The sequence below is a fragment of the Actinophytocola oryzae genome (assembly GCF_004364325.1).
GTDB classification, from domain to species: domain Bacteria; phylum Actinomycetota; class Actinomycetes; order Mycobacteriales; family Pseudonocardiaceae; genus Actinophytocola; species Actinophytocola oryzae.
On record NZ_SOCP01000011.1, the window covers coordinates 89,079 to 112,687 of the forward strand.

Genomic DNA, 23,609 nt, shown 5'->3' on the forward strand with positions numbered 1-23,609 from the left:
AAGGGGTGTCGATGGTCAGGCTGACGCGGGCTGAGCAGCAGGAACGAAACCGGGACGCCGTGCTGGCCGCAGCCCGCGACGAGTTCGCCGAGCGCGGGTACGCGGACGCCAAGGTCGACCGGATCGCGGAGCGGGCCGAGCTGACGCGTGGGGCGGTCTACTCGAACTTCCCCAGCAAGCGCGCCCTCTACCTGGCGGTCCTGCTCGAGGCGCTCTCCCCTGCCGCCGCCGTGCCGGCCGACGCGCCCGCACTGCACGATGCCGTCGCCGCGTTCGCCAGGGTGTGGCTCGAACGGCTGCCGCTGACGGGTGACCAGTCGGCGGGCAAGCACCTGCGCCTGCGGTCCCTGTCCGGGGTGTTCGACGACGAGCGGGGTCGCGCCGCGCTCACGCAGGTCATGCGTCTGGAGTCGGTGCTGCTCGGGCTGGCGTTCGAGTCGTGCGTGCCCAGGGGCGGGCGGCGGGTGCGGCTCGCGGAACTGGTGCTCACGACGCTGACCGGCGCCACGCACCTCGCGGAGAAGGCCCCCGGCCTCGGCGACCCGTTCGACGTGGTCCGCGCGTGCCGGCACCTGGCGAGCCTCGACCTCGGCGACACGTGGGACCCGCCGCACCTGCCGTTCGTGTCGCCCGCGCAGGCCGTGCACGAGGACTGGACACCGCCGGGGGCACTGTCGGACCTGGTCACGGGCGAGACGGTCGACTTCGCCGGGGACGGGCTGCTCGTGGTGCTCGGCGTCCACCGGCTGGGAGCGGTCGAGGAGGCCGTGCGGGCGGGCGAGCGGGTCACGGTCGCCGTGGTGACCGGAGACCACGAGGAGCTGGGCCGGCTCGTGCGGCTGCGGGCCCGCGACCTCGCCGGGTGCGTGCGCGCGGGGTCGTGGCCCCGGATGGTGCTGGACACGCACGGCACGGTCGCGGCGGCGGTCGGGGCACGCGAGGCCGACGACACCGAGGCCGCCGTGCGGGTCGAGGCGGGAGCCGTCGTCGCGAGGGCGTCCGGCCACGGCGCCGGCCACGCGGTCGGCGCGAGCCGGTCCCGGCGATGACCGACGTGCTGCACGCCCTGCGCTGCATGGGTTTCACCGGTCCGGGGCGGATCGCGGCCGCCACCGGCCTCGACGAGTCCACTGTGGAGTCCGAGTTGATCGACCTCGCGGTCGCCGGGCTCGTGACCCGTACCACGGGTGTCTTCGGCGGCTGGGGCCTCACCGAGGCGGGCCGGGCCGAGGACGCGAGACGAGCGGGCGCGGCACTGGCCGACGACGCCGTGCGAGCGGTGATCACCAAGGGCTACAACGACTTCCTCGTGCTCAACCCCGAGCTGCTCGACCTCTGCACCGCGTGGCAGACGGGAGCGGACCGCCGGGTGGTGCTGCGACTGTTCACGGACTTCCACGCCAGGGCCGACTCCGTGCTCGCGGCCCTGCCGCCGCAGTTCGGCCGGTACCGGACGCGGCTCGCGACCGCACTGGACCGCGTCCGCGCGGGCGACGAGCGGTTCGTGGCCGACGACCTCGAGGCCTACCACACGGTGTGGTTCCAGCTCCACGAGGATCTGCTCACAACACTGGGCATCCCGCGGTGAGGTGGATCCGCCCACTCTCCCCCGACACCGCCGAGGACGCCGACGTCCTCGGCGCGAAGGCCGCCGGGCTGATCGTGTTGCGCCGCCTGCGTCTGCCGGTCCCGGCCGGTTTCGTCGTCGGCTCACCGGCGTGCCGCGACTTCCTGCGTGACGGCCACGTCCCGGACGGCCTGGACACCGAGCTGGCAACGGCGCTCCGCACGCTCGGCGCCGAACGGGTGTCGGTGCGCTCCGGTGCGGCGGTGTCGATGCCCGGCATGATGAACACGGTCCTGGACGTCGCACCCGCCGACGTGGCACCGGCGGTCGAGGCGGTGTTCTCGTCGTGGCACACCCCGAGGGCGCGGACCTACCGGGAGCTGCACGGCATCCCCCACGACCTCGGGACCGCGGTGACCGTGCAGGCCATGGTGTTCGGTGACCGCGACGAACACAGCGGCGCGGGCGTCGCGTTCAGCCGCGACCCGAACACCGGCGAGCCGACGCCGTTCGGCGACGTCCTCTTCGGACACCACGGCGTGGACGTGGTGTCGGGCGAGTCGGCCACGTCGCCGCTCGCCGAGCTGGCCGACCGGGAGCCCGCTGTGTGGGCCGACCTCGTGGCGTTCCTGGACCGGATCGAGGAGCACTACCGGGACGCGTGCTCGGTGGAGTTCACGTTCGAGTCGGGCAGGCTGTGGCTGCTGCAGGTGCGGGCAGGCGGCCTCACCGGCAGGGCCGCGGTCCGCGTGGCGGTGGACCTGGCCGACGCAGGCGTGATCACCCGCGCCGAGGCCGTGCGGCGCGCACACCACGACGTCGCCGACGTGGCGCGGATCGACGCCGCGGAGGTGTTCGCCCGGGGTTTCGGCGCGGTACCGGGCGTCGCCGTCGGCGCGGTGGCGACGACCGCCGACGCGGCCGTGCGGATGCCGCCGCCGGTGATCCTGGTGCGCCCGCACACGTCGCCCCTGGACATGCACGGCCTGGCGGCGGCGACCGGCATCGTGACCGCGACCGGCGGCCTCGCGAGCCACGCGGCGGTCGTGGCCAGGGCCATGGGCAAACCGGCGGTGGTGGCTGCCGACCTGGTCGTCGAGGGCACGTCGATCCGCGCGGGCGGACGGGAGCTGCCTGAAGGCACGCTGATCGCGATCGACGGCACGTCCGGCGACGTGGTCGTCGGCTCGCCCCGGATCGTCACCGGCGAACCGGACCCACACCTGCGCCGGCTGCTCACGTGGGCGTGAGCACTCACCGGCGCAGCGCGGTCTCCCGCGCCATGTGCGAGAGCTTCTCGGGGTTGCGCACGGCGTAGAAGCCGGTGATGAGGCCCTCGTCGACACGCAACGCTATGACGGTGTCGAGCTCGTCGTCGAACCGGAGCGCCAGCGCCGGGTAGCCGTTGACCTGCACCCGCCGCAGCGACCCTTCGCCGATCCTGCCCATCCCGAGCGCCAGCAGGCGGCCCACCTTGTCCGCGCCGACGACCGGCCGGGGCACGGCCTGTTTGATCCCGCCGCCGTCACCGAGGAAGACGACGTCCGGCGCGAGGATGTCGAGCAGCTGTTGCAGGTCACCGGTCTCGGCCGCCCGCTGGAACGCGTCGAGCGCGTCCCTGGTGTCGGCCGGGGAGATCTCGCCTCGCGGCCTGCGTGCGGCGACGTGTGCCCGTGCCCGGTGGGCGATCTGGCGGACCGCGGCCGGGTTCTTGTCGACGGCCTCGGCGATCTCGTCGTAGTCGAGGTCGAACACCTCACGCAGCACGAACACCGCCCGCTCGGTCGGCGTGAGGGTCTCCAGCACCAGCATCATCGCCATCGAGACGCTGTCGGCCAGCTCGACGTCCTCGGCCACGTCCGGCGCGGTGAGCAGTGGCTCGGGCAGCCAGGATCCGACGTAGGACTCCCTGCGGCGGCCCAGGGTCCGCAGCCGGGTGAGGGCCTGGCGGGTGGTGATCCGGACCAGGTAGGCGCGCTGGTTGTGCACCGTGTCCAGGTCGACGCCCACCCAGCGCAGCCACGTCTCCTGGAGGACGTCCTCGGTGTCGGCGGCCGAGCCGAGCATCTCGTAGGCGATCGTGAACAGGAGGTTGCGGTGGGTGAGGAACACCTCGGTGGCGGGGTTGGTGGCAGCCATGGGCGACTCCTCTGCACGCTCGGCCGTGTCCCCCACGAGACACCGCGCCCCGCGCTCCTGTGACATCGGGTCACTATGGCGCGCGTCACGTAGCCGCGCTGTCACACCGGCGGGGTCACCGGCATCTCGTGGTCGTCCAGTGACACCACGAGGGAGGACGAAGTCATGGAACCCCGCATCGACCTGTTCGCCAACGAGATCGGCGCCAAGTTCGCCAAGCGGTTCGCCAACGCCGCCATGGTGATCGACCAGGCGTCGCTGCCGAAGGCGACCCAGGAGCTGGTGAACCTGCGTGCCAGCCAGATCAACGGCTGCGGCTGGTGCATCGACATGCACACCAAGGAGGCCGCCGCCTCGGGCGAGACCGCGGTCCGGCTCAACCTGGTCGCGGCCTGGCGCGAGTCGACCGTGTTCACCGAGGCGGAGCAGGCCGCGCTTGCCCTCGCCGAGGAGGGAACCCGGCTCGCCGACGCCTACCAGGGCGTGTCCGACGAGACCTGGGCCCAGGTGCGCAAGCACTACGACGACGACCAGATCGTCGCGCTGGTCTCCCTGGTCGCTCTGATCAACGCGGCCAACCGGCTCGCCGTGGTCCTGCACCAGAAGGGCGGTTCCTACGAGGCTGGCATGTTCGCCGCGTTCGACTGACCCGGTAAACGCACTGAAGGCGTCCTTCGGTACGCCCAGCGTCAGGAAGGAGTCCTTCAGTGCGTCGGCTACCTCACCCCCGCGCCGTGCGTCGCCACCCACCGTTCCATCGAGTACTCGACCATCGTGATCAGGGTGTTCTTCACCGAGTCGCGGTCGCGGGCGTCGCAGCCGACGATCGGGACCGACTCGGGGACCGCGAGCGCGTCGCGGACCTCGTCGACGGCGTGGGTCTGCTTGCCGTCGAAGCAGTTCAGCCCGACGACGTAGGGCAGGCCGCGATCCTCGAAGAAGTCGATCGGGGCGAACGAGTCCGCGAGGCGGCGGGTGTCGGTCAGCACCACGGCGCCGATCGCCCCGCGGACCAGGTCGTCCCACATGAACCAGAAGCGTTCCTGACCGGGGGTGCCGAACAGGTACAGCACCAGGTCGCGGTCGAGGTGCACGCGGCCGAAGTCCATCGCGACCGTGGTGGTCTGTTTGCGCGGCGTCGCGTCGATGTTGTCGATGCCGACGCTGGCCTCGGTCATGACCGCCTCGGTGGTCAGCGGCATGATCTCCGAGACCGAACCGACGAAAGTCGTCTTGCCGGCCCCGAAACCACCACCGACGACGATTTTCACCGACGTCATCGATGGCCCAGCGGCACTGCCCGCGTCAAAGCCGACGGAGTCCACTCAAAACCCTTTCCATCAACATGAGATGTGCTTTGTTGGCGCCACCCGCGATCGTCTTGTGCACGATGACCAGACCGAGACCCGCCATGTCGCCCAGCAGCACCTTGGCGACGCCGAGTGGCACCGACAGGAGGGTGGCGACCTCGGCGACCGACCTCGGCTCGGCGCACAGCTCCGCGACGAAGCGGTGTTCGGTCTGCGTCAACGCGTCGATGTTCTCGCCGTGTTCACTGGTGGACACCATCGTCTCGATCTGGAAGTCCACTGTGGACTTCGTGCGGCCCCCGGTCCACGCGTAGGGGCGCACGATAGCCGCGTCGCCGAGATCGTACTCGGTCACGGGCGCGGCCGCCGGGGTGACGACCGGCGCCGAGGACGGGATGGTCCACGACCAGATCGACCGGTCGACGTCATGGTCCGGCTCCTCGACAGGCTGCGGCGGCTGTGGCTGCGGTTCCGGTCTGTCCTTGCGCTTGCGCCGCCCGCCACCGGCAAGCCCGTTGAGGACATCGGCGAACCCTTCGTCGGAGATACTCACGCCGGCAGCCCAACCATCCTCCCGCCGGCACCTTTGAGCTGTGCGCGAAGCTCCGGCGTGAGGATCTGTCCGACACGGTCGACGAGCAGGGTCATCTCGTAGGCGACCTGCCCGATGTCACACAGCGGGGAGGCGAGCACGGCCAGCGCGGAACCGTCGCTGATCGCCATCAGCAGCATGATGCCGCCGTCCATCTCGACGATCGTCTCCTTGACCCCGCCCGCCTCGAAGCAGCGTGCGGCCCCCTGGGTCAGGCTGATGAGCCCCGACGCCACCGCGGCGAGCTGGTCGGCGCGGTCGATGGGCAGCCGCGCGGACGCGGTGAGCAGGAGCCCGTCCGCGGACACGACGACCGCGTGTGCCACACCAGGGACGCGTTCGGCGAAGTCGTTGACCAACCAACCGAACTGATGTGGTTGTGCCTGCGGCGATGTCATTCGTTCTCCTGTTGCTGCGGGTAGTCGTGTGCACCGGTCGTCGCGCGGTCGGCCAGGTTCCTGCGCCCGCGTGAAAGTCCTTTCTGGAAGCTGCCAAGCCGGCCACGCATCTCCTCCGCCCGCCGGGCGGGCGGGGGAGCTGCGCCGTTTCCGTTGCCGGAGTGGGAGACACTGCCCGGCACGAGGTTCTGCCGCGGGCTGCGCCTCGGCAACCCGCCGGAGGTGTAGTCCACCGGGGTCGACGTGGACGCCTGGTTCGCGGCCTGCCAGCCGAGGTCGGCGGCGAACCGCCAGCCACCCACGGGCATGTCGAGCCGCTGTGTGTCCGCCGAGGACAGACGGGACGGGGTCACCGGCGCGGCGCGAGGGGTCGAAGGGGGTTCGACGCCGTGCCGGTGATCCCGTGCCTTGCGGACGCCCTTCCGGTAGTCACTCAACCGGTTCCGTACGACGTCCGCGTCGCGCTCGTGCCGAGGCCGCCCGGCAACAGTGCCGGGAGCGGCACTGCCGGGAAGGAGGTGCTGCCTCGGGCTGCGGCGCGGCAGCCCTCCCGAGGTGTAGGTGGACGGCTCGACCTTCGACACGGCACGGGCAGCGTCGAAGCCGGTGTCGGCGGCGAAGTTCCACGCTTCGACGCCGTTGCGGGACTCGTCCTTGCTCGGGGGCTGGTGTTCCGGGGGTTTCCTCGTCTCGCCGGCCTGCCGCACGCTGTGCCGGGGTCCGCCGGGTGGCGGGGGAAGGGCACGGTCCGGCATCAGGGGCGCGCCGCTGACCGCGCGGAACCAGGCCGACACCATCTCGTCGAAGATCGGCGTGGTCTCCTCGATGGCTGCCCGGTCGGTCCGGAAGCCGGTGCCCTCCGCGGGGCGTGCCGGGGTGAACAACCCGCGCTGCGAGTCCGGCGGCCGCTCGGCGGGCACCTTGCCGCCGGGCGAGCGACGCGGCAGCGGCAGGTGGCCGCCGTCGTTCTCGCCGCGCTCCGGGGCGGGCGGCCGGTCGGGGCGGGGCAGAGGGGACGGGGTGAGCCCGCTCTTGATGAGACCGTTGGTGTGCTTGTTGGACAGGCCGGTGTCGCCGTTGGCGCGGATGCCGTTCGCCTGGTTGCCCAGCGAGAACGGCGCGAGCATGCTCGTCCCGCCCTGGGACCGGCCGCCGGGGTGCCCGCCGTTGGGCCCGCGCCCGTTCCGGGGCGGCCGTGTCCGCTCCGGCTCCGCGGGCCGGTTGGTCGGGATGACCACCTCGTGCGGCACGGTCACGGTCGCCTGGACGCCCCTGCCGTCGTGGCCGCCGCTGCTGAGCCGGACCTCGATGCCGTGGCGGCCGGCGAGGCGGCCCACCACGAACAGGCCCATCCGGCGGGTGGTCGACACGTCGACCGCGCCCGCCTCGGCCAGCTTCTCGTTGGCCTCCTCCAGCTCCTCGGCGTTCATGCCGATGCCGTCGTCGTGCACCACCACGCACAGCGTGCCGTCCTCGAAGACGTGGCTCGCGATCGTGACCTGGGTGTCCGGCGCGGAGAACGCGGTCGCGTTGTCGAGCAGCTCCGCGACGAGGCGGACGAGGTCGCCCACCGCGTAGCCGACCACGTCGACCGAGGGCGGCGGCTGGAGCACCACCCGCTGGTACTGCTCGATCTCCGACACCGAGGCGCGGAGCAGGTCGGCGAGCGCGGTCGGCCGCTGGGAGCGCCTGCCGACCTCGCCGCCGGACAGGACCATGAGGTTCTCGTTGTTGCGGCGCATCCGCGTCGCGAGGTGGTCCAGCTGGAACAGCGTCGCGAGCTGCTCCGGGTCCTCCTCGTCGCGCTCGAGGCGTTCGAGCAGCTGTAGCTGGCGTTGCACGAGGCCCTGGCTGCGGCGCGAGAGGTTGACGAAGACACCCGAGTACTTGGCACGCAGGCCCGCCTGCTCGGTCGCGAGCCGCAGCGCCTGGCTCTGCACGGCGTCGAACGCGCGTGCCACCTGCCCGACCTCGTCCATGGAGGTCACGGGCATGGGCGCCAGCTCGATGTCGCCCGCTTCCTCGCCGCGGTCGCGAATCCGGCTGACCGCGTCCGGCAGCGCCTTCTCCGCGACGTCGAGCGCGCCGCGGCGCAGAGAGGCCAGCGACCAGAGCAGGTGGCGGCCGACGACGAACATGACCGCCATGGCGACCACCAGCGCGACGAGCAGGATCACGGCCGCGAGTCCCGCGCCGTCGCTCGCCTCGTCCTGGAGGGTGGTGGAGCGGTCGTGCAGGTCCTGCCCGAGCACGCCCGCGACCTGGCCGATGCGGTTGACGGTCAGCTCGGAGCTGTCCTGCCAGGCCTGGGCGGTGGCGGGGACGGGGTCGCCGCCCGGCAGCCCGGCGACGGCCGCCGCGATGTTGTTGCGGCCGGCGATGCCGGTGCCGCTCACGTAGTCGTCGTAGAGCTGGCTCCGACTCGCGCCCGCCACGGAGAAGAAGTCGGCGAGCCGGTCGGCCTGCCTGCCGACGGACGCGGCGACCGAGTCGACCTCGGGGCCCGCGAGGCTGCCGCGCGCGATGCCGACCGCGATGACCGACTGCTGGAACGAGACCTCCTCCTTGATCTCCTCGAGGTCGTAGAGGGCGGAGGCGGTCGAGGCCAGGGTCGGGTCCATCACCTCGGCGGCCATGGTCCTGTCGAAGCGCAGCAGCGCGTCGATCACCGCCGAGTAGCGGGTCACGGCACTGGATGCGTCGAAGCCCGGCTGTGCGGCCTGCCTGCGCACGTCGGTCAGCTCGTCGAGCCAGGTGAGGACATCCGCGTAGCGCGCGGCGCCCGCCTCGTGGTCCAGGGTGACCCGGCCCGTGGCGCGGAGGAACTCGGCGCGTGCGTGGTCGGTGTCGCGTTGCTCGGCGGCGAGCCGCCTGGGTACGTCGCCCGCGTCGGTGGTGAGCAGCACGCCCGCGGCGTCGCGCTCGGTCTGCAGCTCGGCGACCAGGTCCCGCAGCTTCTCGTTGACAACCACGAGGCGGTCGACCCGCCGGTAGTCACTCGCCTTGTCGACCTGGTCGGAGATCTGCATGGTGCCGAGCACGACCGCGAAGACGACGGGCACGAACGTGACGGCGGCGAGCTTGACGGGGATGTTCCAGTCCCGCCAGTTCGCGAGCACGCTCAGCAGCGCCGACGACCGGGACGCGGGTTCCGTCGCAGCTTTCAAGGCAGCGCCTCATTTCAGAATGAGGGGACGACAATTCCAGTCGAGTTCGCCGCACGGGGGTGTCTCGGCGGGGAGAACTGAGCGTTGATCGTACCGCAGGGGAAAAGCCGGGAAATCATTCCGAAGCGGAGCCGTTGACCTGCGGAAACCGCCTCGCGAACTGTCGAATGAGGGTCAGACGACCCCGCATGCCGACCTTTTGATCATGGATGTTCTACTGTGAGTCCGGATAGGAACGACTTGATACCACGATCGGGTCAAGCTCCGACAAGAACCACGAAGCCACCATTCCCGTCGGCCGCCGAGCAGGACGACACGGGTGACCCAGGCGCGATCCCGAACCTGCCACGATCACTCTCAGCTGCGGAAACGAGTCGTGACCAAGGGGTACACGGGCGCCGGATCGCTTGCCTGGAAGGGGTTTCCGCGGGTCCGTCCACATCGTCCGAACACTCGGCACGAACACGGTGCGTGACGGCGATCCTGCGGTGAGCGACTTAAGCAACGCAAAGTCACGCACAGATTCACTGATAGGAGTGAACGTTTGACAACTACCGGATCGGTAGTCTCTACCCCGGCCACCGGACGACGCACGCAATTTATCGGGAACACTCGTGTTAACGTGCACCGGCGCCGCCAGGTTCACCACTGTTCGCGCGATCCCCGGATCGAGAGCCGTTAGGAGTTGACCCGCGTCGTGGTTACTATGGCGCCCACCGGATCCCCACCGGCCCCGTCTCCAGATATGAATCCCCGGCCGTGTGCGCATACAGATTTCCCCGGCCGTCTTCAGCGGAGGAACACATGACCCAGGTGGTCCACACCCCGATTACGGCCCGCCCGCCGGAACGAGCCCGACCGGGCGCGGGTTTCGGCGGAATCACCAGCGAACCGGCCGCTCCCCCGGCACACGCGGGCGCGCCGGACTTCGTCGCGATCCACGACAGCCCCGAGTTCACCGCGCTGCGCCGCCGCTTCCGGCGGTTCGTCTTCCCGGTGTCCGCGCTGTTCTTCCTCTGGTACCTGACCTACGTGCTGCTCGCCGCGTACGCGCGCGAGTTCATGAGCCACCGGCTGTTCGGCCTCGTGACCGTCGGTCTGGTGCTCGGGCTGCTCCAGTTCGTCTCGACCGCCGCCATCACCTACGGCTACGTGCGCTACGCCAGGCGCCAGCTCGACCCGAGGGTCGCCGCGATCCGCGCAGCCGCTGGAGTCGACAAGAAATGATCATGATCACCGCACAGCCGGAACAGGTCGGCAGCCCGCTGCTCAACTTCGCCGTGTTCGGCGGCTTCGTCGCCGTCACGCTGTTCCTGGTCTACCGGGTGAGCAGCCGCAACGCCTCGACCGCCGACTACTACGCCGCGGGGAGCGCCTTCACCGGCCGCAAGAACGGCGTCGCGATCACCGGTGACTACCTCTCCGCCGCGTCGTTCCTCGGCATCGCGGGCGCGATCGCCGTGCACGGCTACGACGGCTTCCTGTACTCGATCGGCTTCCTCGTCGCGTGGCTGGTGGCGCTGCTGCTGGTCGCGGAGGCTGTGCGCAACACGGGCCGGTTCACCATGGGCGACGTGCTGGCCTACCGCATGCGCCAGCGCCCCGTGCGCGCCGCGGCGGCCACGTCGACGCTCGTGATCTCGTTCTTCTACATGGTCGCCCAGATGGCGGGTGCGGGCGGCCTCATCGCGTTGCTGCTCAACGTGCACGGCAAGGGCGGGCAGGCGGTGGTGATCTGCGTCGTCGGCCTGATCATGATCTTCTACGTGCTGGTCGGCGGCATGAAGGGCACCACGTGGGTGCAGATCATCAAGGCGGCACTGCTCGTGATGTGCGTCGTGCTGATGACCGTGTTCCTGCTCGGCAAGTTCGGGTTCAGCGTGACCTCGCTGCTCGACGAGGCGGCAGCGCACAACAAGAACGGGCAGCGGGTGCTGGAGCCGGGTGCCCAGTACGGCAAGAGCGCGACCAGCCAGCTGGACTTCATCTCGCTGTCCCTGGCGCTGATCCTCGGCGCGGCCGGCCTCCCGCACGTGCTGATGCGCTTCTACACCGTGCCCAACGCGCGGCAGGCCCGCCGCTCGGTGGTGTGGGCGATCGGCTGCATGGGCGTGTTCTACCTGGCCACGCTGGTGATCGGCTACGGCGCGTCCGCGCTCGTCGGGTCGGACCGGATCCTCGCGTCCACGGGCAAGGAGAACTCGGCCGCCCCGCTCCTGGCGTTCGAGATCGGCGGCACCCTGCTGCTGGGCATCGTCGCGGCGGTCGCCTTCGCGACGATCGTCGCCGTGGTGGCCGGCCTGACCCTGACGGCGTCGGCGTCGTTCGCCCACGACGTGTTCAACAACATCTTCCGCGACGGCAAGGCCGAGCCCGCGACCGAGGTCAGGGTGGCCCGCATGACCGCCGTGGTGATCGGCGTGCTCGCGATGGTCGGCGGCATCCTCGCGAACGGCCAGAACGTGGCGTTCCTCGTGGCGCTGGCGTTCGCCTTCGCGGCGTCGGCGAACCTGTCGACGCTGCTGTACTCGCTGTTCTGGAAGCGGTTCAACACGCGCGGGACCCTCTGGGGCATGTACGGCGGGCTGGCGTCCTGCCTGCTGCTGGTGTCCTTCTCCCCGGTGGTGTCCGGGGCGCCGACGTCCATCTTCTCGGGGTCCGACTTCCACCTGTTCCCGCTGACGAACCCGGGCATCGTGTCCATCCCGGTGTCGTTCCTGGCCGGTTACCTCGGCACGGTGCTCAGCAGGGAGAAGGCCGACCCGGCCCGCCAGAAGGAGATGGCCGTGCGCGCCCTGACCGGCATCGGCTCGGGTCACTAGGCGCGTCCGCACTGATGGCCGCCTTCGTGACGCCCGACGTCACGAAGGCGGCCTTCGTTGCGCTGGGCGGCCGAATCTCGAAGAGAACCGGAGGTTGCGAGGCGAACCGGGGCGGGGATCGGGTAGAAACAAGGTGTGCGTGACCCTCTCGCGGACCTGGCAGACGTGCCATGGCGGCAGTTGCATCATGCTCATGGCGTGGCTGTGGACGTGCCCGACCGCCTGCGGATGCTTCGCTCCCCCAGTGCGACCACTCGGGGCACCGCCCTGTCCTGGTTGTCGGGTGCGCTGTACCAGCAGGGGTCGCGGTGGTCGGCAAGCGCCGCCGTGGTGCCGATCCTGGTGGCCCTTGTGGACGATCCGGACACGCCGGACCGCGAGTCCATCGTCAGCCTGCTGCACCCGATCGTGCTCGGCGACGCGGCGCTGCCGTTCACACCGGACTTCTCCGCGGGGGACGCGCTGTCCACCGAGGACCTCGCCGAGGTGGCCCGCCTGCTGTCCGAGTCGAAGAACCCGTTCGACGAGGCGCCCGCCGAGTACTTCCTCGCGGCGGCCGCCAGATGGGCAGGCGACGCGTACCGGGCGGGAGAGGCACACGTCTCGTCCTACGCGGGCTGGCTGTCCGACCCGCTCGTGGCCGCGCAGGCCGCCGAGTTCCTGGCCTACTTCCCCGCTGACGACCGCACGGTCGACGCGCTCCTCGGGTCTGTCGCGCCTGCCAGCGCGAACCTGACCCTCGGTTACCTGGACGGGTTCCCGTCCGTCGACAAGCACCTGACGGAGCTGCTGGACGCGCCCGCGCTGGACGTGCGGATGACCGCGGCCGTCGCGCTGGCGTTCCGGCTGGGTGCCGAGCTGCCGGGGCAGGCACTGGACCTGCTGGTGGACGAGAAGCCGCCGCCAGCACCGCCGGGATGGGACCGGTCGATGCGTGGGTTCGTGACGTTGGCGCTGCGGCGCGTCGGGCTCTGACGTCAGAGCTTTCCCGACCGACCGCTATTGTTCGTCGACGTTTCGCGGACTGGGGAGGGCACTGGTGGCCGACGAGTGGATCGAGCTGATCCGCCTTGAGGGTGAGGGCAACAGCCTCGTGGTGCGGGTCGCGGGCGATCCCGACGACGAGCTGTTGACGGCCCAGCTGGTGGTCACCTCGAACTTCGTGAGCGGGCGCCTGGAGACCAAGCTCTTCCCGGAGGACCTGCGGGAGTGGCAGGAGGCCCTCGACGAGCTGGACGCCGGCTACGACATCTCCTGGCGCGAGGAGGGCGGCATCCCCGCGGTGCTCGTCGCCCACGACCCGGACAACGAGCGCGTGCACGTCACCGTCAGGGACGACGAGAGCACCCTGACCTCGGTGACGATCTCCGTCCCGCTGTCCGACTCGTGGTTCGACGAGGCCTACGAGCGCCTGGACCGCACGTGGAAGGCGTTCCCCATGGCGGAGAAGGGCTAGTATCCCCGGGAAACTAGGCGCGTTCCTGCCAGGTGCACAGGCACACCCGGTTGCCCTCCTGGTCGGCGAGCACCCAGAAGCTGGGCGCCTCGTCGTCGCTGACCAGCGTGCCGCCCGCGGCGAGCGCGGCGTCGATGCGGGGTCGCACCTGGGCTGGCTCCACCCAGATGTCGGGGTGCCACCGCTGACGGGGCTCCTCGTCACCGGAAGGCTGGAACCACACCACGGGCAGGGCGTCGGCCGGGTCGCTGACGTCGTCCTCGCGGGGTTCCATCGCCAGCACGGCTGCCCAGAACGGGAGCACGGCGTCCTTGTTCGGGGTGTCCAGGGCCAGTTCGAGCCGTGAGACGCTCGCGGACTCCTGCTCGAGGCTCGCCGCCTCGGCGATCCTGGTGACGGCGTGGGCGAGGCGGACGTCCCGCTCGGTCACGCCGTGTTCGTCGTGGCTGGTCAGCCGGACGTCGACGTGGGTGTAGCGCAGGTCGAGGTCCGGATGGTGGTTCATGTCCTCGGCGACCGCGCCGATGGCGGTCACCACGGACAGACCGGTCGCGAAGTCGTTCGTGTGCACGCGTGTCTGCAGGCCGCCGAGCAGGTTGGCCCAGCCGCGGAGGCCGGCGTCGGCGATCTGCTGTCCTGTCAGCTTCGTCACCCGGGTGACCCTAGAGCTTGATGCCCTCGCGCACCCGACGAGTGACCATCCGCTCGGCGAAGAACGACCCGACCGGGACGACGCCCGACAGCATCACGAGGATCGTGCCCTTCAGGGACCAGCGTGCCTTGAGCCCGAGGTCGACGATCATGACCAGGTAGACGATGTACAAGAAGCCGTGCACCGGCCCGATGACCGCGCTGTACTGGCCCTGGTCGAAGAAGCGGTTCAGGACGAGCGCGACGCACAGGGCGAGCAGCCCGACGCCGACGATGTAGGCCATCACGCGGAACCGGGCGAGGGCGCCCTTGACGCCCGCGTCGCCCACGGCCTGTGCGGGGTTCTCCTCGTCGGTGACGGGGGACTCGGGGGTCATCGCGTCTCCTGCTGGTCGAGTGCGTTGAGCCTGGCGAGGTAGCTGTTGTACGCCGCCAGCTCGGGGTCGTCGTCGACGGCATGGTGCCGGACTGACGGTGTGACCGTTGTGGTCGGGGGTGGCGCGTGTGACTCGGCTCGCTCGACGGCGGCGGCGTTGGCCGTGGCGGGCACCGGCGCCGGGCGCGTCTCGGCTCTGGCCTGTTCGGACCGCAGCTTGCGCATCCGCCAGAACATGAAGCCGGGGAACAGGCCGAACAGGGGCCACTGCAGGACGTAGCCGAGGTTCTGCCAGGTGCCACCGTTCTCGAAGCGCTGCCACTGCCACAGGGCCAACCCGACACACGCGACGAGGGACAACACGCAGAGCAGGACAATCCCCACGCGGCGAGCCATCACTCCGCCATTCACACCCGAGACGCTAACACCCGGCCTCCGAAGCCCTCGCGAACGGCCGCCACGCGGTGACCTCGAACGCGAGAGGAGCGCCGCACCGGTTCTCCGGACTACCCACCGCAGTGTTGATCTGTGCCGATCGTTCACCGGGCGTGTGAACTCGTTTCCCGTGGGTCGCGAATAGCGGGTGAACCTGCTGCCGGCGGAAGAGGAGCTCATGTCCCCACCCGACGAGGACGACGCGGTGATCATCAGGCGGTCCCTGCGGGAGCCAGAGCGGTTCGCGGTGATCTTTGATCGGCACGCCCCCCACATCATGCGGTACCTGGTGCACCGGTTGGGCCGGCAGGTGGCCGACGACCTGGTTGCGGAGACCTTCCTGGTGGCGTTCGGCACCAGGAGCAGGTACGACCTCGACCGCCCGGACGCTCGGCCCTGGCTGTACGGCATCGCCACGAACCTGGTGCGGCGGCGGCAGCGGGACGATGGGCGGGAGTACCGGCTGCGTGCCGCGATCGTGCCAGAGCCGAACGTCGACGGGCATGCCGATCGGGTCGTCGAACAGGTGACGGCCGCGGCGATGAACCAGCTGCTCGGTGCGGTGCTCGCCGAACTGTCGAGCGGAGATCGGGACGTCCTGCTCCTCGTGGCCTGGGAGCACCTCACCTACGACGAGGTCGCGCAGGCTCTCGACATCCCCGTCGGCACCGTTCGTTCTCGTCTCAGTCGTGCTCGCAGGCAGGTCCGTGCCGCGCTCGTCGTGAAGGAGTCCGTCAACCGTGGATGAGATGACCCTCCTTGGGGACGTGGTCGCCCAGGCTCCGCTGCCGCAGGCGACCGACCTCGCCCCTGCCCGGGAGCGCCTGGTCGCCAGCTTGACTGCCGAGCAGCCGAGGAGGAGTAACACAAGGCTGGTCCTTTCTGGTGCCACCGTCCTCGGGCTCGCCGCGGCCATCACGGGAGTTGTCGCGTTCGGTGGTCTGGAGCCCATAGGGGTCGCGCCGCCCGAGGCCGAGGCTGTGGCGTTCCTCCACCGGGCCGCCGACGTCGTTCGTGAACTCCCCGCCACACCTCCGCTGCCCGAGCAGTTCGTCTACAGCCGCGGTGTGACGACCGAGGGGGCCCGTGAAGCCTGGCTTTCGGCCGACGGCGAGCACGACGGGATGATCCGGCAGGAGGGCATGGACATCCCGACAGCCGGCTGCAAGGAGGGTCGCCGACGGGTCCTGCGAGGCGACTACGACATGGGCATGACCGAGCCCTGCGAGCCGGACCCCGCCTACCGCCGCCTACCAGCCGACACCGCCGGGATGCGTGAGTACCTGATGAGCACGCCGAACGACTTCGACGTCCTGCTTCACTTCGCGATCCAGGAGAAGTACGTGTCGCCCCGGTCGATGGCCGCGTTGTTCGAGGTCATGGCCGACTTCCCCGGTCTGGAGATCGTCGAGGACGCCACCGACGGTGCCGGACGGCACGGGATCGGTCTCACCTGGGCACAGCCGATCGACCAGGAGGAGGTGACGCTGGTCTTCGACCCGGAGACCCATGTCCTCCTCGGGACCGAGGACACCGCCATCTTCGTGCACGCGATCGTGGACGCGGTCGGGCAGCGGCCGCATCAGTAGGACGGCGGTCGGCGCGCCCTCGATTGTCAGGTCCGCCCGCCGAGGAGAGCGGGCGTGGCGGGAACATCAGCGAGGCCAGGGCCTTGGCTTCAGGGCATCCGCGAACGCCCGCCACGTGGTGGCCTCGAACGCGAGAGGAGTGCCGGACCGGTTCTAAAGAGTTCAGCCTGCTCAACCTCCTCCGGCTTCTCGGTGTGCAGCGCGCCGGTCACATACGCGACGTACAGCAGGCTGGGATATCCGTCGAGGAAACTGAGAATGATGTAGGCGCCGTTCGGGCTTACATGGGGCTCGCTTCGTCCGGTAGGACCTGCAGGGTCACGGAGGGCAACTCGGCAACCTCGACGAGGTGCCGGAGCTGGAGCAGCCATGACCTCTCCATCGCCGACCTTCTTGCGAAGGGCCGACTCATACACGATGCGGTCAACGCCAGCGGGAACTCCTCGTCGGTGAGGCGCCGCTGCCGGAACAGTCGGGGAAGGCCGCTTCCCTCGCCAGGTCGACCAGGTCCGGGTGGTAGAGGTCCATCCTCGATCGGACGAGATGGACATCCGCCCTCGACTGGCCCATCTCCACCCGACCGAGTGAACTGCGGGTCTTGTCCAGCATGCGCGCCGCCTCTTCGAGCGTCATGCCTGCTCGGTCCCGCAGCTCCCGCAGCCGTCGTGCCAGTTTCCGACGTCGGGACGTGGGGCCCGTGTGCGCCACCCCGGTTACCTCCCGTGCCCAGATGATCACCGAGGATGATCGCAGCCGGGAGGACATCGGTTGGGAATCCCGGTCAGGCCTGGCCCATCACCGAGCGGGTCGCCTCGACGAGGGCCGGGAGCTGGCCCGTCGCCACCGCCAGCGCGACGTGGTCCGCGTAGTCGCGGGACTCGACGATCAGGCCGGCGCGGACCCTCGTCACGAAGACGTTCGTTGCCAGTACGGGGTTTCCCGTACCCGCGGTGCCGACGTACTCGAACTCGGCGATGATCAGCTCGGGATCGACACCTTCGTGGAACACGACGTTCCTCGGCCGCAGGCCTTCGCCGCCACCACGGGCGAAGTGCTGTCGCAGTTCCTCCCTGCCCGTGAGCGCGGGCGCCGTCGGGTGGAAGGGGTGCGTCACGTAGGCATCGTCCGCGTAGAGGTCCGCGCGGCTTGCCGGGTTCGGTGCCGAGATGCTGTCCAGCAGCCGGATCAGGACCGCGCACCGGCTGCCTTCCTGTGGCTCCGACACGGGCGGGCCCGGCGCCACGGGCCGGGCGGGCGGAGCCGTGGCCGGCGTGGCACCGAACGACTCCTCGGCCACGCCCTTGGCGATCCGCTCGGCCAGCTCGTCCACGTCGCCGCGTGCCACAGCCATCCGCAGGTGGTCGTGGTAGTCGCGGGAATGGGTGATCAGTCCATCCCGGACCCGCACGACCTGCACGGTCGCCGCCGTGAAACCCGGTCCCCTGGTGCCGTACTCCGCGACGACCACCTCCGGGTCGGTGGTCGCGTGCAGCACGACGTCGTAGGACTTCAGCGCCGCCTTCCCCAGTGCCGCGAACCGCTGCCCGATGGCCGTCCGCCCGGCCACCCACGTGCGGCGCAACGGGTGCTCGACGAGCGCGTCCTCCGCGTAGAGACCGGCCAGCTCGGTCCACCTGCCTTCGCCGACCCGGTCCATCAGCTCGCCGACAACGTCCGAGGGAGTACCCGCCATGACAGCGAGATTATGGAGAGCCTCTCCGTCTGTCTACCTACACTGTGAAGGGCTGACCAGTGGGGCAGCCCGGGTTATCAAACAACTGTTCGGATCATAGGCGAACAGCGGAGGGCGCGCCACCGGAGGTCAGCCTGCCGCGGCGCGGGCGTAGTCGTCGGCCAGACCGAAGACCTTCTGCCCGTACGGCACCGAGTTGTTGTACGAGAAGACCGCGGCCCACCAGTCCTTCGGCGTGGCCAGATCGCGTCCGCCCGCGCACAGGTAGCGGCCGGCGGCCAGCGCCGCGTCGTCGATCTGCTGGGGGTCGCCGACGCCGTCGAGGTTGGCGTCCGACGCCCACTTCCGCCACGTCGACGGGATGAACTGCATGGGACCGACGGCCCGGTCGACCTGCGCGTCGCCGTCGTAGCGGCCGTCGTCGGTGTCCCCGATGGCCCGCACGCCCTCGGAACCGTCCAGCGGGACGCCGATGATGGGCCTCGACGGGCGGCCGTCCTCGCGCAGCTGCGCGCCGCCGAAGCGGCCGTGGTCGGACTCGACGCGGCCGATGCCCGCGATGGTCGCCCACGAGATGTGGCAGCCCGGCTGGGTGGCGCGCAGGACGAGCTCGGCGTTGCCGTACGCCATGAGTGCTCGCGCGGGGACGTCGACGATCCCGGCCACCCGGTCTGCCCAGGTGCGCAGCGGGTCCTCCCCTACCGCGCCTGCCTGCGGCTGCGGTGGGGCGACGGCGCCGGGAGTGACGTGAGCGACGGGAACCGAGGCCGCTGGGACCTCGAGAGGGCTCTGTTCCGGCTCGGAGGCCGAGCGCAGCAGCCAGACTCCGCTACCCGCTACCGCGATGACCAGCAGCACAAGTCCGATGCGGAGGAAAACGCCTCGTAAATCAGGCTTCTGGCCGTCGGTCACACGAGGTCAACGACGGCCGGGCCACGACGTTACGATCGAGTAGGTATCAGGCGGACCGGCGCTCGTTCTGGCGCTGGAGCCGGTTCACGCACCACGCGGGCGCACTGCCCCTGCGGAGGTGGTCGAGGACGGTGAGGGGCCCGAGTCTGCGCTTGAGGTCCGACGGTGCGAGCCCCGCGGCGCGGTAGTCGAGCGCGCGCTGGTCGAGCGGACTGATGCCCGCGTCCCACCACTCCTTGGCCTCGGCGAGACCGCCGACCATCTGCCACCAGCCCGCCGCCGCCGAGATCAGCTCGGCCGGGACGTCCGGGAGCCGCTCACGCATGGCGGCGAAGAAGCGCGGGTCGGTCGCCTCGACGGCGGCCCACGGCGAGTTGCCACCGCGAGCGCGCTGACCGGGGATCCCCTGCGGCTGAACCGGCACTTCCGCGAGCCACTCAGACGCGATGCGGTTGATCTCGTCCGACTCGGCGGCCTTCGAGTGGTCCTCGGTCCACTGCCGCACCAGGTCATCCACGCCGGGATCGTCGAGCATCCTGCCTCCTTCGAGAACTGCGGACCACGCCGCTGCACTTCGATGCGGGAACCGTAAAGGCCGACACCGACAGTTCGCCAGACCTGATCTCGCGGAAAGCCTGCCAACTGGGGCTAAGGGGCCAGAATCCACCCGTACGGTCCAATGTGGCGGCTGGATCGTGGGACGATGGTGACGCTCCGTGAGGCGTCGGTCGGACACACAGCGAAGCGCCGCCAGGCGAGCTGCCGGGCGGCGCCTCACGACGTCAGCGGTGCTATACGAAAAGGTTCTGCACGAAGGTGATGATCGCCTCCGCGCCCTCGCGGAGCGCCCCGAGGATCCCCTGCACCGCGTCCGCAGCCGGCCCGGGTTGCGTGATCACGTAGAACAGGATCAACGCAACGGCCACGAGCATCAGGACCTTTTTCGCCTTCATCGCTATCTCCGTTCACGCAGATGGCTGCACCTAGCTTACGGTGCGTGCATCTCCAGGCACAGCAGCCTACGACTTCGTCACTCGAATCACCCAGGGGAGACACACATGGATGAAGCGGTTCTTGTGACGAAATCGGGTCCCGTGACGACGGTGCTGATCAACCGGCCCGCCGCGCGCAACGCCGTCGACGGGCCGACGGCCGCTCTGCTCGCCGCCGCGTTCCGCGCCTTCGAGTCGGACGACTCCTCGTCCGTGGCCGTGCTCGGTGGGATCGGCCCGGCGTTCTGCGCGGGGGCGGATCTCAAGGCCGTGGGTACCGATAGAGGGAACCAGCTCACCCCTGTGGCTGACGGTGACGGCCCGATGGGTCCCACCAGGATGACAATGTCGAAGCCTGTGATCGCGGCGGTCCACGGGCACGCGGTGGCAGGCGGTTTGGAGCTGGCGTTGTGGTGTGACCTGCGTGTCACGGACACGACGGCTGTGTTCGGGGTGTTCTGTCGACGCTGGGGCGTGCCGCTGATCGACGGCGGGACGGTCCGGCTGCCCAGGTTGATCGGCCAGAGCCGGGCGATGGACATGATCCTGACGGGCAGGCCGGTGGCGGCGGAGGAGGCACTGGCGATCGGGTTGGCCAACCGTGTCGTGCCGGAGGGGACGGCGTTGACGGCCGCGCAAACGCTCGCGGCGGAGCTGGCCGCGTTCCCGCAGACGTGCATGCGGACCGACCGGGCGTCGGTGTACGAGCAGTGGGACGCGTCGGACCCGCTCGCGACGGAGTTCGCGCACGGCGGAAAAGCTCTGGCGGGAGTAGAGGCCGGCGCGACCCGCTTCACAGCGGGAGCGGGTCGGCACGGGTCGTTCGAGTAGGCGCGGGGTCAGCGGCGGGGGGCCATCACCTGGCGTACCGCCTCGCTGGGGACGACTCGCAGGGCCATCGCCCGGTCCGCGCACACGGACTGCGCGTGGCGCACCGCGGCCGAAGCGGCACCGTCGCAGGCCGAGACGGTGCTCAGGTCCAGGGTCAGCACGTCGATCTCGGAGCCCGCGGCACGGTCGAAGAACTCGAGCACCGCCCGGTTGAGCTCGGGGAGGGTCGTGGCGTCCAGGATGCCGGTGACGCTGATTCCCGACGCGCCGTCGATGAGGATCGTCACCGGCGAGGATTTCTCAGGCCCTGTGGAGGTCATGAGGCAGAGACTATGTGGATACACACCGGTAACACCTCGGGGTCTTCCCTGACTACGCCACGACGCCGTCAGTACGCAGACGGTCGATATCCGACTGCTTGTAGCCCAGCCCGGTCAGCACCTCACTCGTGGACGACCTCGGCTCCACGGGCGCGGTCGGTTCGGCAGGCACGGTGCGCGAGAACCGGGGCGCGGGTGCCGGCTGCGGGTCACCGTCGAGTGTCACGAAAGTCCCCCGCGCCACGTTGTGCGGGTGCGAGGGGGCCTCGGACGGGTCGAGGACCGGGGTGAGGCAGGCGTCCGTCCCCTCTGCCCTGCTCGCCCACTCGTCGCGGGTCCTGGTGCGGATGACCTCGGCGAGCACGGCCCTGACCCGCGTCCACTGCTCGGGGTCGAGGCGGCCTTCGACCGTCGCCGGATCGATCTCCAGCACCCGCAGCAGCGCCGTCCAGAAGCGTTCCTCGATCGCGCCGACCGCGACGTACCGGCCGTCGGCGGTCTCGTACGTGTCGTAGAACGGGGCGCCCCCGTCGAGCATGTTCGCGCCGCGCCCCCTCCCCCACAGGCCCAGGTTGCGCAGGCCGTGCATGCCCGCCGTGAGCAGGGCGGACCCCTCGACCATCGACGCGTCGACCACCTGGCCCCGCCCGGAGACCGACCGCTCCACCAGCGCCGCCATCACCCCCATGGCCAGCAGCATGCCGCCGCCACCGAAGTCGCCCAGCAGGTTCAGCGGCGGTACCGGCCGCTCTCCGGCCCTGCCGATCGGCTCCAGCGCGCCGGAAACACTGATGTAGTTGATGTCGTGCCCGGCTGTCTGCGCGAGCGGGCCGTCCTGGCCCCACCCGGTGATCCGGCCGTAGACCAGGCGCGGGTTTCGTGACAGGCAGTCGTCGGGACCGAGGCCGAGCCGTTCGGTGACACCCGGTCGGTATCCCTCGACCAGAACGTCAGCCTCCTCGACCAGCCGCAGCACGATGTCGCGGCCCTCGGGCGACTTCGTGTCGACGCCGATCCACCGCCTGCTGCGCGACAGCGGGTCGCGCGGGAACACCGGCACGTCGAAGCCCGGCCTGACGCGGTCCACGCGGACCACGTCGGCGCCGTAGTCGGCGAGCACCGTCGCGGCGAACGGCGCGGGCGCGAGCCCGACCAGCTCGACGACCTTCAGACCTGCGAGCGGTCCCAAGTTCTTCTCCTTGTTACAGGGAACGAGAGATGATTTCCTTCATGATCTCGTTCGTGCCGCCGAAGATCCGCTGCACCCGCGCGGAGGTCCACGCCCGCGAGATCGGGTACTCGCTCATGTAGCCGTAGCCGCCGAACAGCTGCAGGCACTCGTCGGCCACCCGTGAGAGGCGGTCGGTGGTCCACCACTTGACCATCGCGGCGCCGGTCACGTCGAGGTCGCCCTTCAGGTGCCGTTCGACGCACTGGTCGAGGAACGCCTTGGCGACCGCGACCTCGGTGGCGCACTCGGCGAGTTTGAAGCGGGTGTTCTGGAACTTGAAGATCTCACGGCCGAAGGCGCTGCGCTCCTTCGTGTACCGCACGGTCTGCTCGAGCGCTATCTCCATGGCCGAGACCGCGGACACGGCGATGAGCAGCCGTTCCTGCGGGAGCTGCCGCATGAGCTGGACGAAGCCCTGCCCCTCGACCTCGCCGAGCAGGTTCTCGGCCGGCACGCGGACGTCGTCGAAGAACAGCTCGGACGTGTCCTGGCCGTGCATGCCGATCTTGTCGAGCACGCGGCCCCGCCGGAAGCCCTCCGCCCCCTCGGTCTCCAGCACGAGCAGGGACACGCCCTTGGCCGCCTCACCGGGGTCGGTCTTCGCGACCACGACGACCAGCTCGGCCTGGTGGCCGTTGGTGATGAAGGTCTTGGCGCCGTTGATGACGTAGTGGTCACCGTCGCGGATGGCCTTCGTCTTGACGTTCTGCAGGTCGGAGCCGGTGCCGGGCTCGGTCATCGCGATGGCGCCGACCAGCTCCCCGGACGCCAGCTTCGGCAGCCAGCGGCGCTTCTGGTCCTCGGTGCCACAGGAGCTGACGTAGTGCGCCACGATGCCGGAGTGCACGACGTGGCCCCACGCGTCGTCCCCCGCCCTGGCCTGCTCGTCGAGCAGGACGGCCTCGTGCGCGAACGTGCCGCCACCGCCGCCGTACTCCTCGGGGATCGACAGGCACAGCAGGCCGACCTCGCCCGCCTTCAGCCACAGCTCGCGGTCCACCTGCTTGGCCGCCGACCAGCGCTCCTGGTTCGGCGCCAGCTCCTTCTGGCAGAAGGAGTGCGCCAGGTCGCGGAAGGAGTCGAGGTCGGCGTCGAGCCACGAGGAACGCTGGGTGAGCGGCATGAAAC

General features: G+C 70.2%; 28 protein-coding genes. 11 read left to right on the forward strand and 17 right to left on the reverse strand.

The features are described 5' to 3' along the window. Nucleotides 1–11: 11 nt before the first annotated feature. Genes CLV71_RS27715 through CLV71_RS27725 form a run of 3 tightly spaced genes read left to right on the forward strand, consistent with a single transcriptional unit; the run spans nucleotide 12 to nucleotide 2,817 of the window. The gene (locus CLV71_RS27715) at nucleotides 12–1,049 is read left to right on the forward strand and encodes a TetR/AcrR family transcriptional regulator (RefSeq protein ID WP_133905801.1); all 1,038 of its coding nucleotides are present in this window, start codon (nucleotides 12–14) and stop codon (nucleotides 1,047–1,049) included. Beyond that, nucleotides 1,046–1,588 carry a transcriptional regulator gene (locus CLV71_RS27720; RefSeq protein ID WP_133905802.1) on the forward strand — a complete coding sequence of 181 codons (543 nt, stop codon included), beginning with the start codon at nucleotides 1,046–1,048 and terminating at the stop codon, nucleotides 1,586–1,588. Before CLV71_RS27715 ends, CLV71_RS27720 begins: the two co-directional genes overlap by 4 nt. Next, nucleotides 1,585–2,817, forward strand: a complete 1,233-nt coding sequence (locus tag CLV71_RS27725; protein ID WP_133905803.1) for a PEP/pyruvate-binding domain-containing protein — start codon at nucleotides 1,585–1,587, stop codon at nucleotides 2,815–2,817. The genes CLV71_RS27720 and CLV71_RS27725 overlap by 4 nt, the downstream gene beginning before the upstream one ends. Before the next feature lie 4 nt (nucleotides 2,818–2,821). On the opposite strand, the gene CLV71_RS27730 is transcribed toward CLV71_RS27725, so the two are convergent. Continuing rightward, entirely contained in the window at nucleotides 2,822–3,706 is an 885-nt protein-coding gene (locus tag CLV71_RS27730; RefSeq protein ID WP_208297786.1) for an RNA polymerase sigma-70 factor, read from the reverse strand. A 165-nt stretch (nucleotides 3,707–3,871) separates the two neighbouring features. On the opposite strand from CLV71_RS27730, the gene CLV71_RS27735 reads away from it, so the two are divergent. Then, complete coding sequence (locus tag CLV71_RS27735; RefSeq protein WP_133905805.1) at nucleotides 3,872–4,354, forward strand: carboxymuconolactone decarboxylase family protein; 483 nt, start codon at nucleotides 3,872–3,874, stop codon at nucleotides 4,352–4,354. A 68-nt stretch (nucleotides 4,355–4,422) separates the two neighbouring features. Here CLV71_RS27735 and CLV71_RS27740 read toward each other — a convergent pair whose 3' ends face one another. Genes CLV71_RS27740 through CLV71_RS27755 form a run of 4 tightly spaced genes read right to left on the reverse strand, consistent with a single transcriptional unit; the run spans nucleotide 4,423 to nucleotide 9,173 of the window. Next, on the reverse strand, nucleotides 4,423–5,031 hold the full coding sequence (locus CLV71_RS27740) for a GTP-binding protein (RefSeq protein ID WP_424923909.1): 609 nt from the start codon (nucleotides 5,029–5,031) through the stop codon (nucleotides 4,423–4,425). Next, complete coding sequence (locus CLV71_RS27745; RefSeq protein WP_243866742.1) at nucleotides 5,012–5,569, reverse strand: DUF742 domain-containing protein; 558 nt, start codon at nucleotides 5,567–5,569, stop codon at nucleotides 5,012–5,014. Before CLV71_RS27745 ends, CLV71_RS27740 begins: the two co-directional genes overlap by 20 nt. Continuing rightward, nucleotides 5,566–6,006 (reverse strand): roadblock/LC7 domain-containing protein, encoded by a 441-nt coding sequence (locus CLV71_RS27750; protein WP_133905807.1) that lies wholly within the window; start codon nucleotides 6,004–6,006, stop codon nucleotides 5,566–5,568. The genes CLV71_RS27745 and CLV71_RS27750 overlap by 4 nt, the downstream gene beginning before the upstream one ends. Then, the gene (locus CLV71_RS27755) at nucleotides 6,003–9,173 is read right to left on the reverse strand and encodes a sensor histidine kinase (RefSeq protein ID WP_133905808.1); all 3,171 of its coding nucleotides are present in this window, start codon (nucleotides 9,171–9,173) and stop codon (nucleotides 6,003–6,005) included. The genes CLV71_RS27750 and CLV71_RS27755 overlap by 4 nt, the downstream gene beginning before the upstream one ends. A gap of 804 nt (nucleotides 9,174–9,977) precedes the next feature. Between CLV71_RS27755 and CLV71_RS27760 the strand changes: the two genes are divergently transcribed. The 4 genes from CLV71_RS27760 to CLV71_RS27775 all read left to right on the forward strand — a co-directional run bounded on the left by CLV71_RS27760 (nucleotide 9,978) and on the right by CLV71_RS27775 (nucleotide 13,451). Then, a complete protein-coding gene (locus CLV71_RS27760; RefSeq protein ID WP_133905809.1) occupies nucleotides 9,978–10,400 on the forward strand; it encodes a DUF485 domain-containing protein in 423 nt (140 codons plus the stop codon). 2 nt (nucleotides 10,401–10,402) lie between these two features. Next, entirely contained in the window at nucleotides 10,403–11,995 is a 1,593-nt protein-coding gene (locus tag CLV71_RS27765; RefSeq protein ID WP_243866743.1) for a solute symporter family protein, read from the forward strand. A gap of 198 nt (nucleotides 11,996–12,193) precedes the next feature. Then, nucleotides 12,194–12,970 carry a hypothetical protein gene (locus CLV71_RS27770; RefSeq protein WP_133905811.1) on the forward strand — a complete coding sequence of 259 codons (777 nt, stop codon included), beginning with the start codon at nucleotides 12,194–12,196 and terminating at the stop codon, nucleotides 12,968–12,970. A 64-nt stretch (nucleotides 12,971–13,034) separates the two neighbouring features. Next, nucleotides 13,035–13,451 (forward strand): DUF5959 family protein, encoded by a 417-nt coding sequence (locus CLV71_RS27775; protein ID WP_133905812.1) that lies wholly within the window; start codon nucleotides 13,035–13,037, stop codon nucleotides 13,449–13,451. Between the two features lie 13 nt (nucleotides 13,452–13,464). Here the strand turns inward: CLV71_RS27775 and CLV71_RS27780 are convergent, their stop codons facing one another. The 3 genes from CLV71_RS27780 to CLV71_RS27790 are packed head-to-tail and all read right to left on the reverse strand — an operon-like array spanning nucleotide 13,465 to nucleotide 14,841. Then, nucleotides 13,465–14,103 carry a 4a-hydroxytetrahydrobiopterin dehydratase gene (locus CLV71_RS27780; protein ID WP_133905813.1) on the reverse strand — a complete coding sequence of 213 codons (639 nt, stop codon included), beginning with the start codon at nucleotides 14,101–14,103 and terminating at the stop codon, nucleotides 13,465–13,467. A gap of 10 nt (nucleotides 14,104–14,113) precedes the next feature. Further along, nucleotides 14,114–14,479, reverse strand: a complete 366-nt coding sequence (locus CLV71_RS27785) for a DUF3817 domain-containing protein (protein ID WP_133905814.1) — start codon at nucleotides 14,477–14,479, stop codon at nucleotides 14,114–14,116. Beyond that, nucleotides 14,476–14,841, reverse strand: coding sequence for a hypothetical protein (locus tag CLV71_RS27790; protein WP_341771675.1), 366 nt, complete (start codon nucleotides 14,839–14,841; stop codon nucleotides 14,476–14,478). The genes CLV71_RS27785 and CLV71_RS27790 overlap by 4 nt, the downstream gene beginning before the upstream one ends. A gap of 250 nt (nucleotides 14,842–15,091) precedes the next feature. Between CLV71_RS27790 and CLV71_RS27795 the strand changes: the two genes are divergently transcribed. Both CLV71_RS27795 and CLV71_RS27800 read left to right on the forward strand, forming a co-directional pair. Beyond that, complete coding sequence (locus CLV71_RS27795) at nucleotides 15,092–15,661, forward strand: RNA polymerase sigma factor (RefSeq protein WP_133905816.1); 570 nt, start codon at nucleotides 15,092–15,094, stop codon at nucleotides 15,659–15,661. A gap of 1 nt (nucleotide 15,662) precedes the next feature. Further along, nucleotides 15,663–16,502, forward strand: a complete 840-nt coding sequence (locus CLV71_RS27800) for a CU044_5270 family protein (RefSeq protein ID WP_133905817.1) — start codon at nucleotides 15,663–15,665, stop codon at nucleotides 16,500–16,502. 280 nt (nucleotides 16,503–16,782) lie between these two features. Here the strand turns inward: CLV71_RS27800 and CLV71_RS50710 are convergent, their stop codons facing one another. The 6 genes from CLV71_RS50710 to CLV71_RS47975 form a co-directional block, all read right to left on the reverse strand. After that, a complete protein-coding gene (locus CLV71_RS50710; protein WP_424923910.1) occupies nucleotides 16,783–16,929 on the reverse strand; it encodes a Scr1 family TA system antitoxin-like transcriptional regulator in 147 nt (48 codons plus the stop codon). After that, nucleotides 16,926–17,135, reverse strand: a complete 210-nt coding sequence (locus tag CLV71_RS48725; RefSeq protein ID WP_208297787.1) for a hypothetical protein — start codon at nucleotides 17,133–17,135, stop codon at nucleotides 16,926–16,928. The genes CLV71_RS50710 and CLV71_RS48725 overlap by 4 nt, the downstream gene beginning before the upstream one ends. Before the next feature lie 148 nt (nucleotides 17,136–17,283). Further along, the gene (locus CLV71_RS27810; protein WP_133905819.1) at nucleotides 17,284–18,195 is read right to left on the reverse strand and encodes a nuclear transport factor 2 family protein; all 912 of its coding nucleotides are present in this window, start codon (nucleotides 18,193–18,195) and stop codon (nucleotides 17,284–17,286) included. Nucleotides 18,196–18,324: 129 nt separating this feature from the next. Beyond that, a complete protein-coding gene (locus CLV71_RS27815; protein WP_133905820.1) occupies nucleotides 18,325–19,107 on the reverse strand; it encodes a murein transglycosylase in 783 nt (260 codons plus the stop codon). 46 nt (nucleotides 19,108–19,153) lie between these two features. Continuing rightward, nucleotides 19,154–19,642 (reverse strand): helix-turn-helix transcriptional regulator, encoded by a 489-nt coding sequence (locus CLV71_RS27820; RefSeq protein WP_133905821.1) that lies wholly within the window; start codon nucleotides 19,640–19,642, stop codon nucleotides 19,154–19,156. A gap of 256 nt (nucleotides 19,643–19,898) precedes the next feature. Next, a complete protein-coding gene (locus CLV71_RS47975; RefSeq protein WP_166664285.1) occupies nucleotides 19,899–20,060 on the reverse strand; it encodes a hypothetical protein in 162 nt (53 codons plus the stop codon). A 105-nt stretch (nucleotides 20,061–20,165) separates the two neighbouring features. On the opposite strand from CLV71_RS47975, the gene CLV71_RS27825 reads away from it, so the two are divergent. Next, nucleotides 20,166–20,930: a crotonase/enoyl-CoA hydratase family protein gene (locus tag CLV71_RS27825; RefSeq protein WP_133905822.1), complete on the forward strand. Its 765-nt coding sequence runs from the start codon at nucleotides 20,166–20,168 to the stop codon at nucleotides 20,928–20,930. Nucleotides 20,931–20,938: 8 nt separating this feature from the next. Here CLV71_RS27825 and CLV71_RS27830 read toward each other — a convergent pair whose 3' ends face one another. The 3 genes from CLV71_RS27830 to CLV71_RS27840 are packed head-to-tail and all read right to left on the reverse strand — an operon-like array spanning nucleotide 20,939 to nucleotide 23,604. Next, on the reverse strand, nucleotides 20,939–21,250 hold the full coding sequence (locus CLV71_RS27830) for an STAS domain-containing protein (RefSeq protein WP_133905823.1): 312 nt from the start codon (nucleotides 21,248–21,250) through the stop codon (nucleotides 20,939–20,941). A gap of 52 nt (nucleotides 21,251–21,302) precedes the next feature. Next, complete coding sequence (locus CLV71_RS27835) at nucleotides 21,303–22,439, reverse strand: CaiB/BaiF CoA transferase family protein (RefSeq protein WP_133905824.1); 1,137 nt, start codon at nucleotides 22,437–22,439, stop codon at nucleotides 21,303–21,305. A 13-nt stretch (nucleotides 22,440–22,452) separates the two neighbouring features. After that, complete coding sequence (locus CLV71_RS27840) at nucleotides 22,453–23,604, reverse strand: acyl-CoA dehydrogenase family protein (protein ID WP_133905825.1); 1,152 nt, start codon at nucleotides 23,602–23,604, stop codon at nucleotides 22,453–22,455. Between the last annotated feature and the right edge of the window lie 5 nt (nucleotides 23,605–23,609).

What these genes read in the sequence shown, in the direction of transcription:
- CLV71_RS27735 (WP_133905805.1), top strand. Translation starts at nt 3,872, where the DNA reads ATGGAACCCCGCATCGACCTGTTCGCCAACGAGATCGGCGCCAAGTTC.
- CLV71_RS27730 (WP_208297786.1), bottom strand. Translation starts at nt 3,706, where the DNA reads ATGGCTGCCACCAACCCCGCCACCGAGGTGTTCCTCACCCACCGCAAC.
- CLV71_RS27795 (WP_133905816.1), top strand. Translation starts at nt 15,092, where the DNA reads ATGTCCCCACCCGACGAGGACGACGCGGTGATCATCAGGCGGTCCCTG.
- CLV71_RS27750 (WP_133905807.1), bottom strand. Translation starts at nt 6,006, where the DNA reads ATGACATCGCCGCAGGCACAACCACATCAGTTCGGTTGGTTGGTCAAC.
- CLV71_RS48725 (WP_208297787.1), bottom strand. Translation starts at nt 17,135, where the DNA reads ATGACGCTCGAAGAGGCGGCGCGCATGCTGGACAAGACCCGCAGTTCA.
- CLV71_RS27765 (WP_243866743.1), top strand. Translation starts at nt 10,403, where the DNA reads ATGATCACCGCACAGCCGGAACAGGTCGGCAGCCCGCTGCTCAACTTC.
- CLV71_RS27825 (WP_133905822.1), top strand. Translation starts at nt 20,166, where the DNA reads ATGGATGAAGCGGTTCTTGTGACGAAATCGGGTCCCGTGACGACGGTG.
- CLV71_RS27820 (WP_133905821.1), bottom strand. Translation starts at nt 19,642, where the DNA reads ATGCTCGACGATCCCGGCGTGGATGACCTGGTGCGGCAGTGGACCGAG.
- CLV71_RS27800 (WP_133905817.1), top strand. Translation starts at nt 15,663, where the DNA reads ATGACCCTCCTTGGGGACGTGGTCGCCCAGGCTCCGCTGCCGCAGGCG.
- CLV71_RS27810 (WP_133905819.1), bottom strand. Translation starts at nt 18,195, where the DNA reads ATGGCGGGTACTCCCTCGGACGTTGTCGGCGAGCTGATGGACCGGGTC.
- CLV71_RS27715 (WP_133905801.1), top strand. Translation starts at nt 12, where the DNA reads ATGGTCAGGCTGACGCGGGCTGAGCAGCAGGAACGAAACCGGGACGCC.
- CLV71_RS47975 (WP_166664285.1), bottom strand. Translation starts at nt 20,060, where the DNA reads ATGAAGGCGAAAAAGGTCCTGATGCTCGTGGCCGTTGCGTTGATCCTG.
- CLV71_RS27785 (WP_133905814.1), bottom strand. Translation starts at nt 14,479, where the DNA reads ATGACCCCCGAGTCCCCCGTCACCGACGAGGAGAACCCCGCACAGGCC.
- CLV71_RS27830 (WP_133905823.1), bottom strand. Translation starts at nt 21,250, where the DNA reads ATGACCTCCACAGGGCCTGAGAAATCCTCGCCGGTGACGATCCTCATC.
- CLV71_RS27840 (WP_133905825.1), bottom strand. Translation starts at nt 23,604, where the DNA reads ATGCCGCTCACCCAGCGTTCCTCGTGGCTCGACGCCGACCTCGACTCC.
- CLV71_RS27760 (WP_133905809.1), top strand. Translation starts at nt 9,978, where the DNA reads ATGACCCAGGTGGTCCACACCCCGATTACGGCCCGCCCGCCGGAACGA.
- CLV71_RS27720 (WP_133905802.1), top strand. Translation starts at nt 1,046, where the DNA reads ATGACCGACGTGCTGCACGCCCTGCGCTGCATGGGTTTCACCGGTCCG.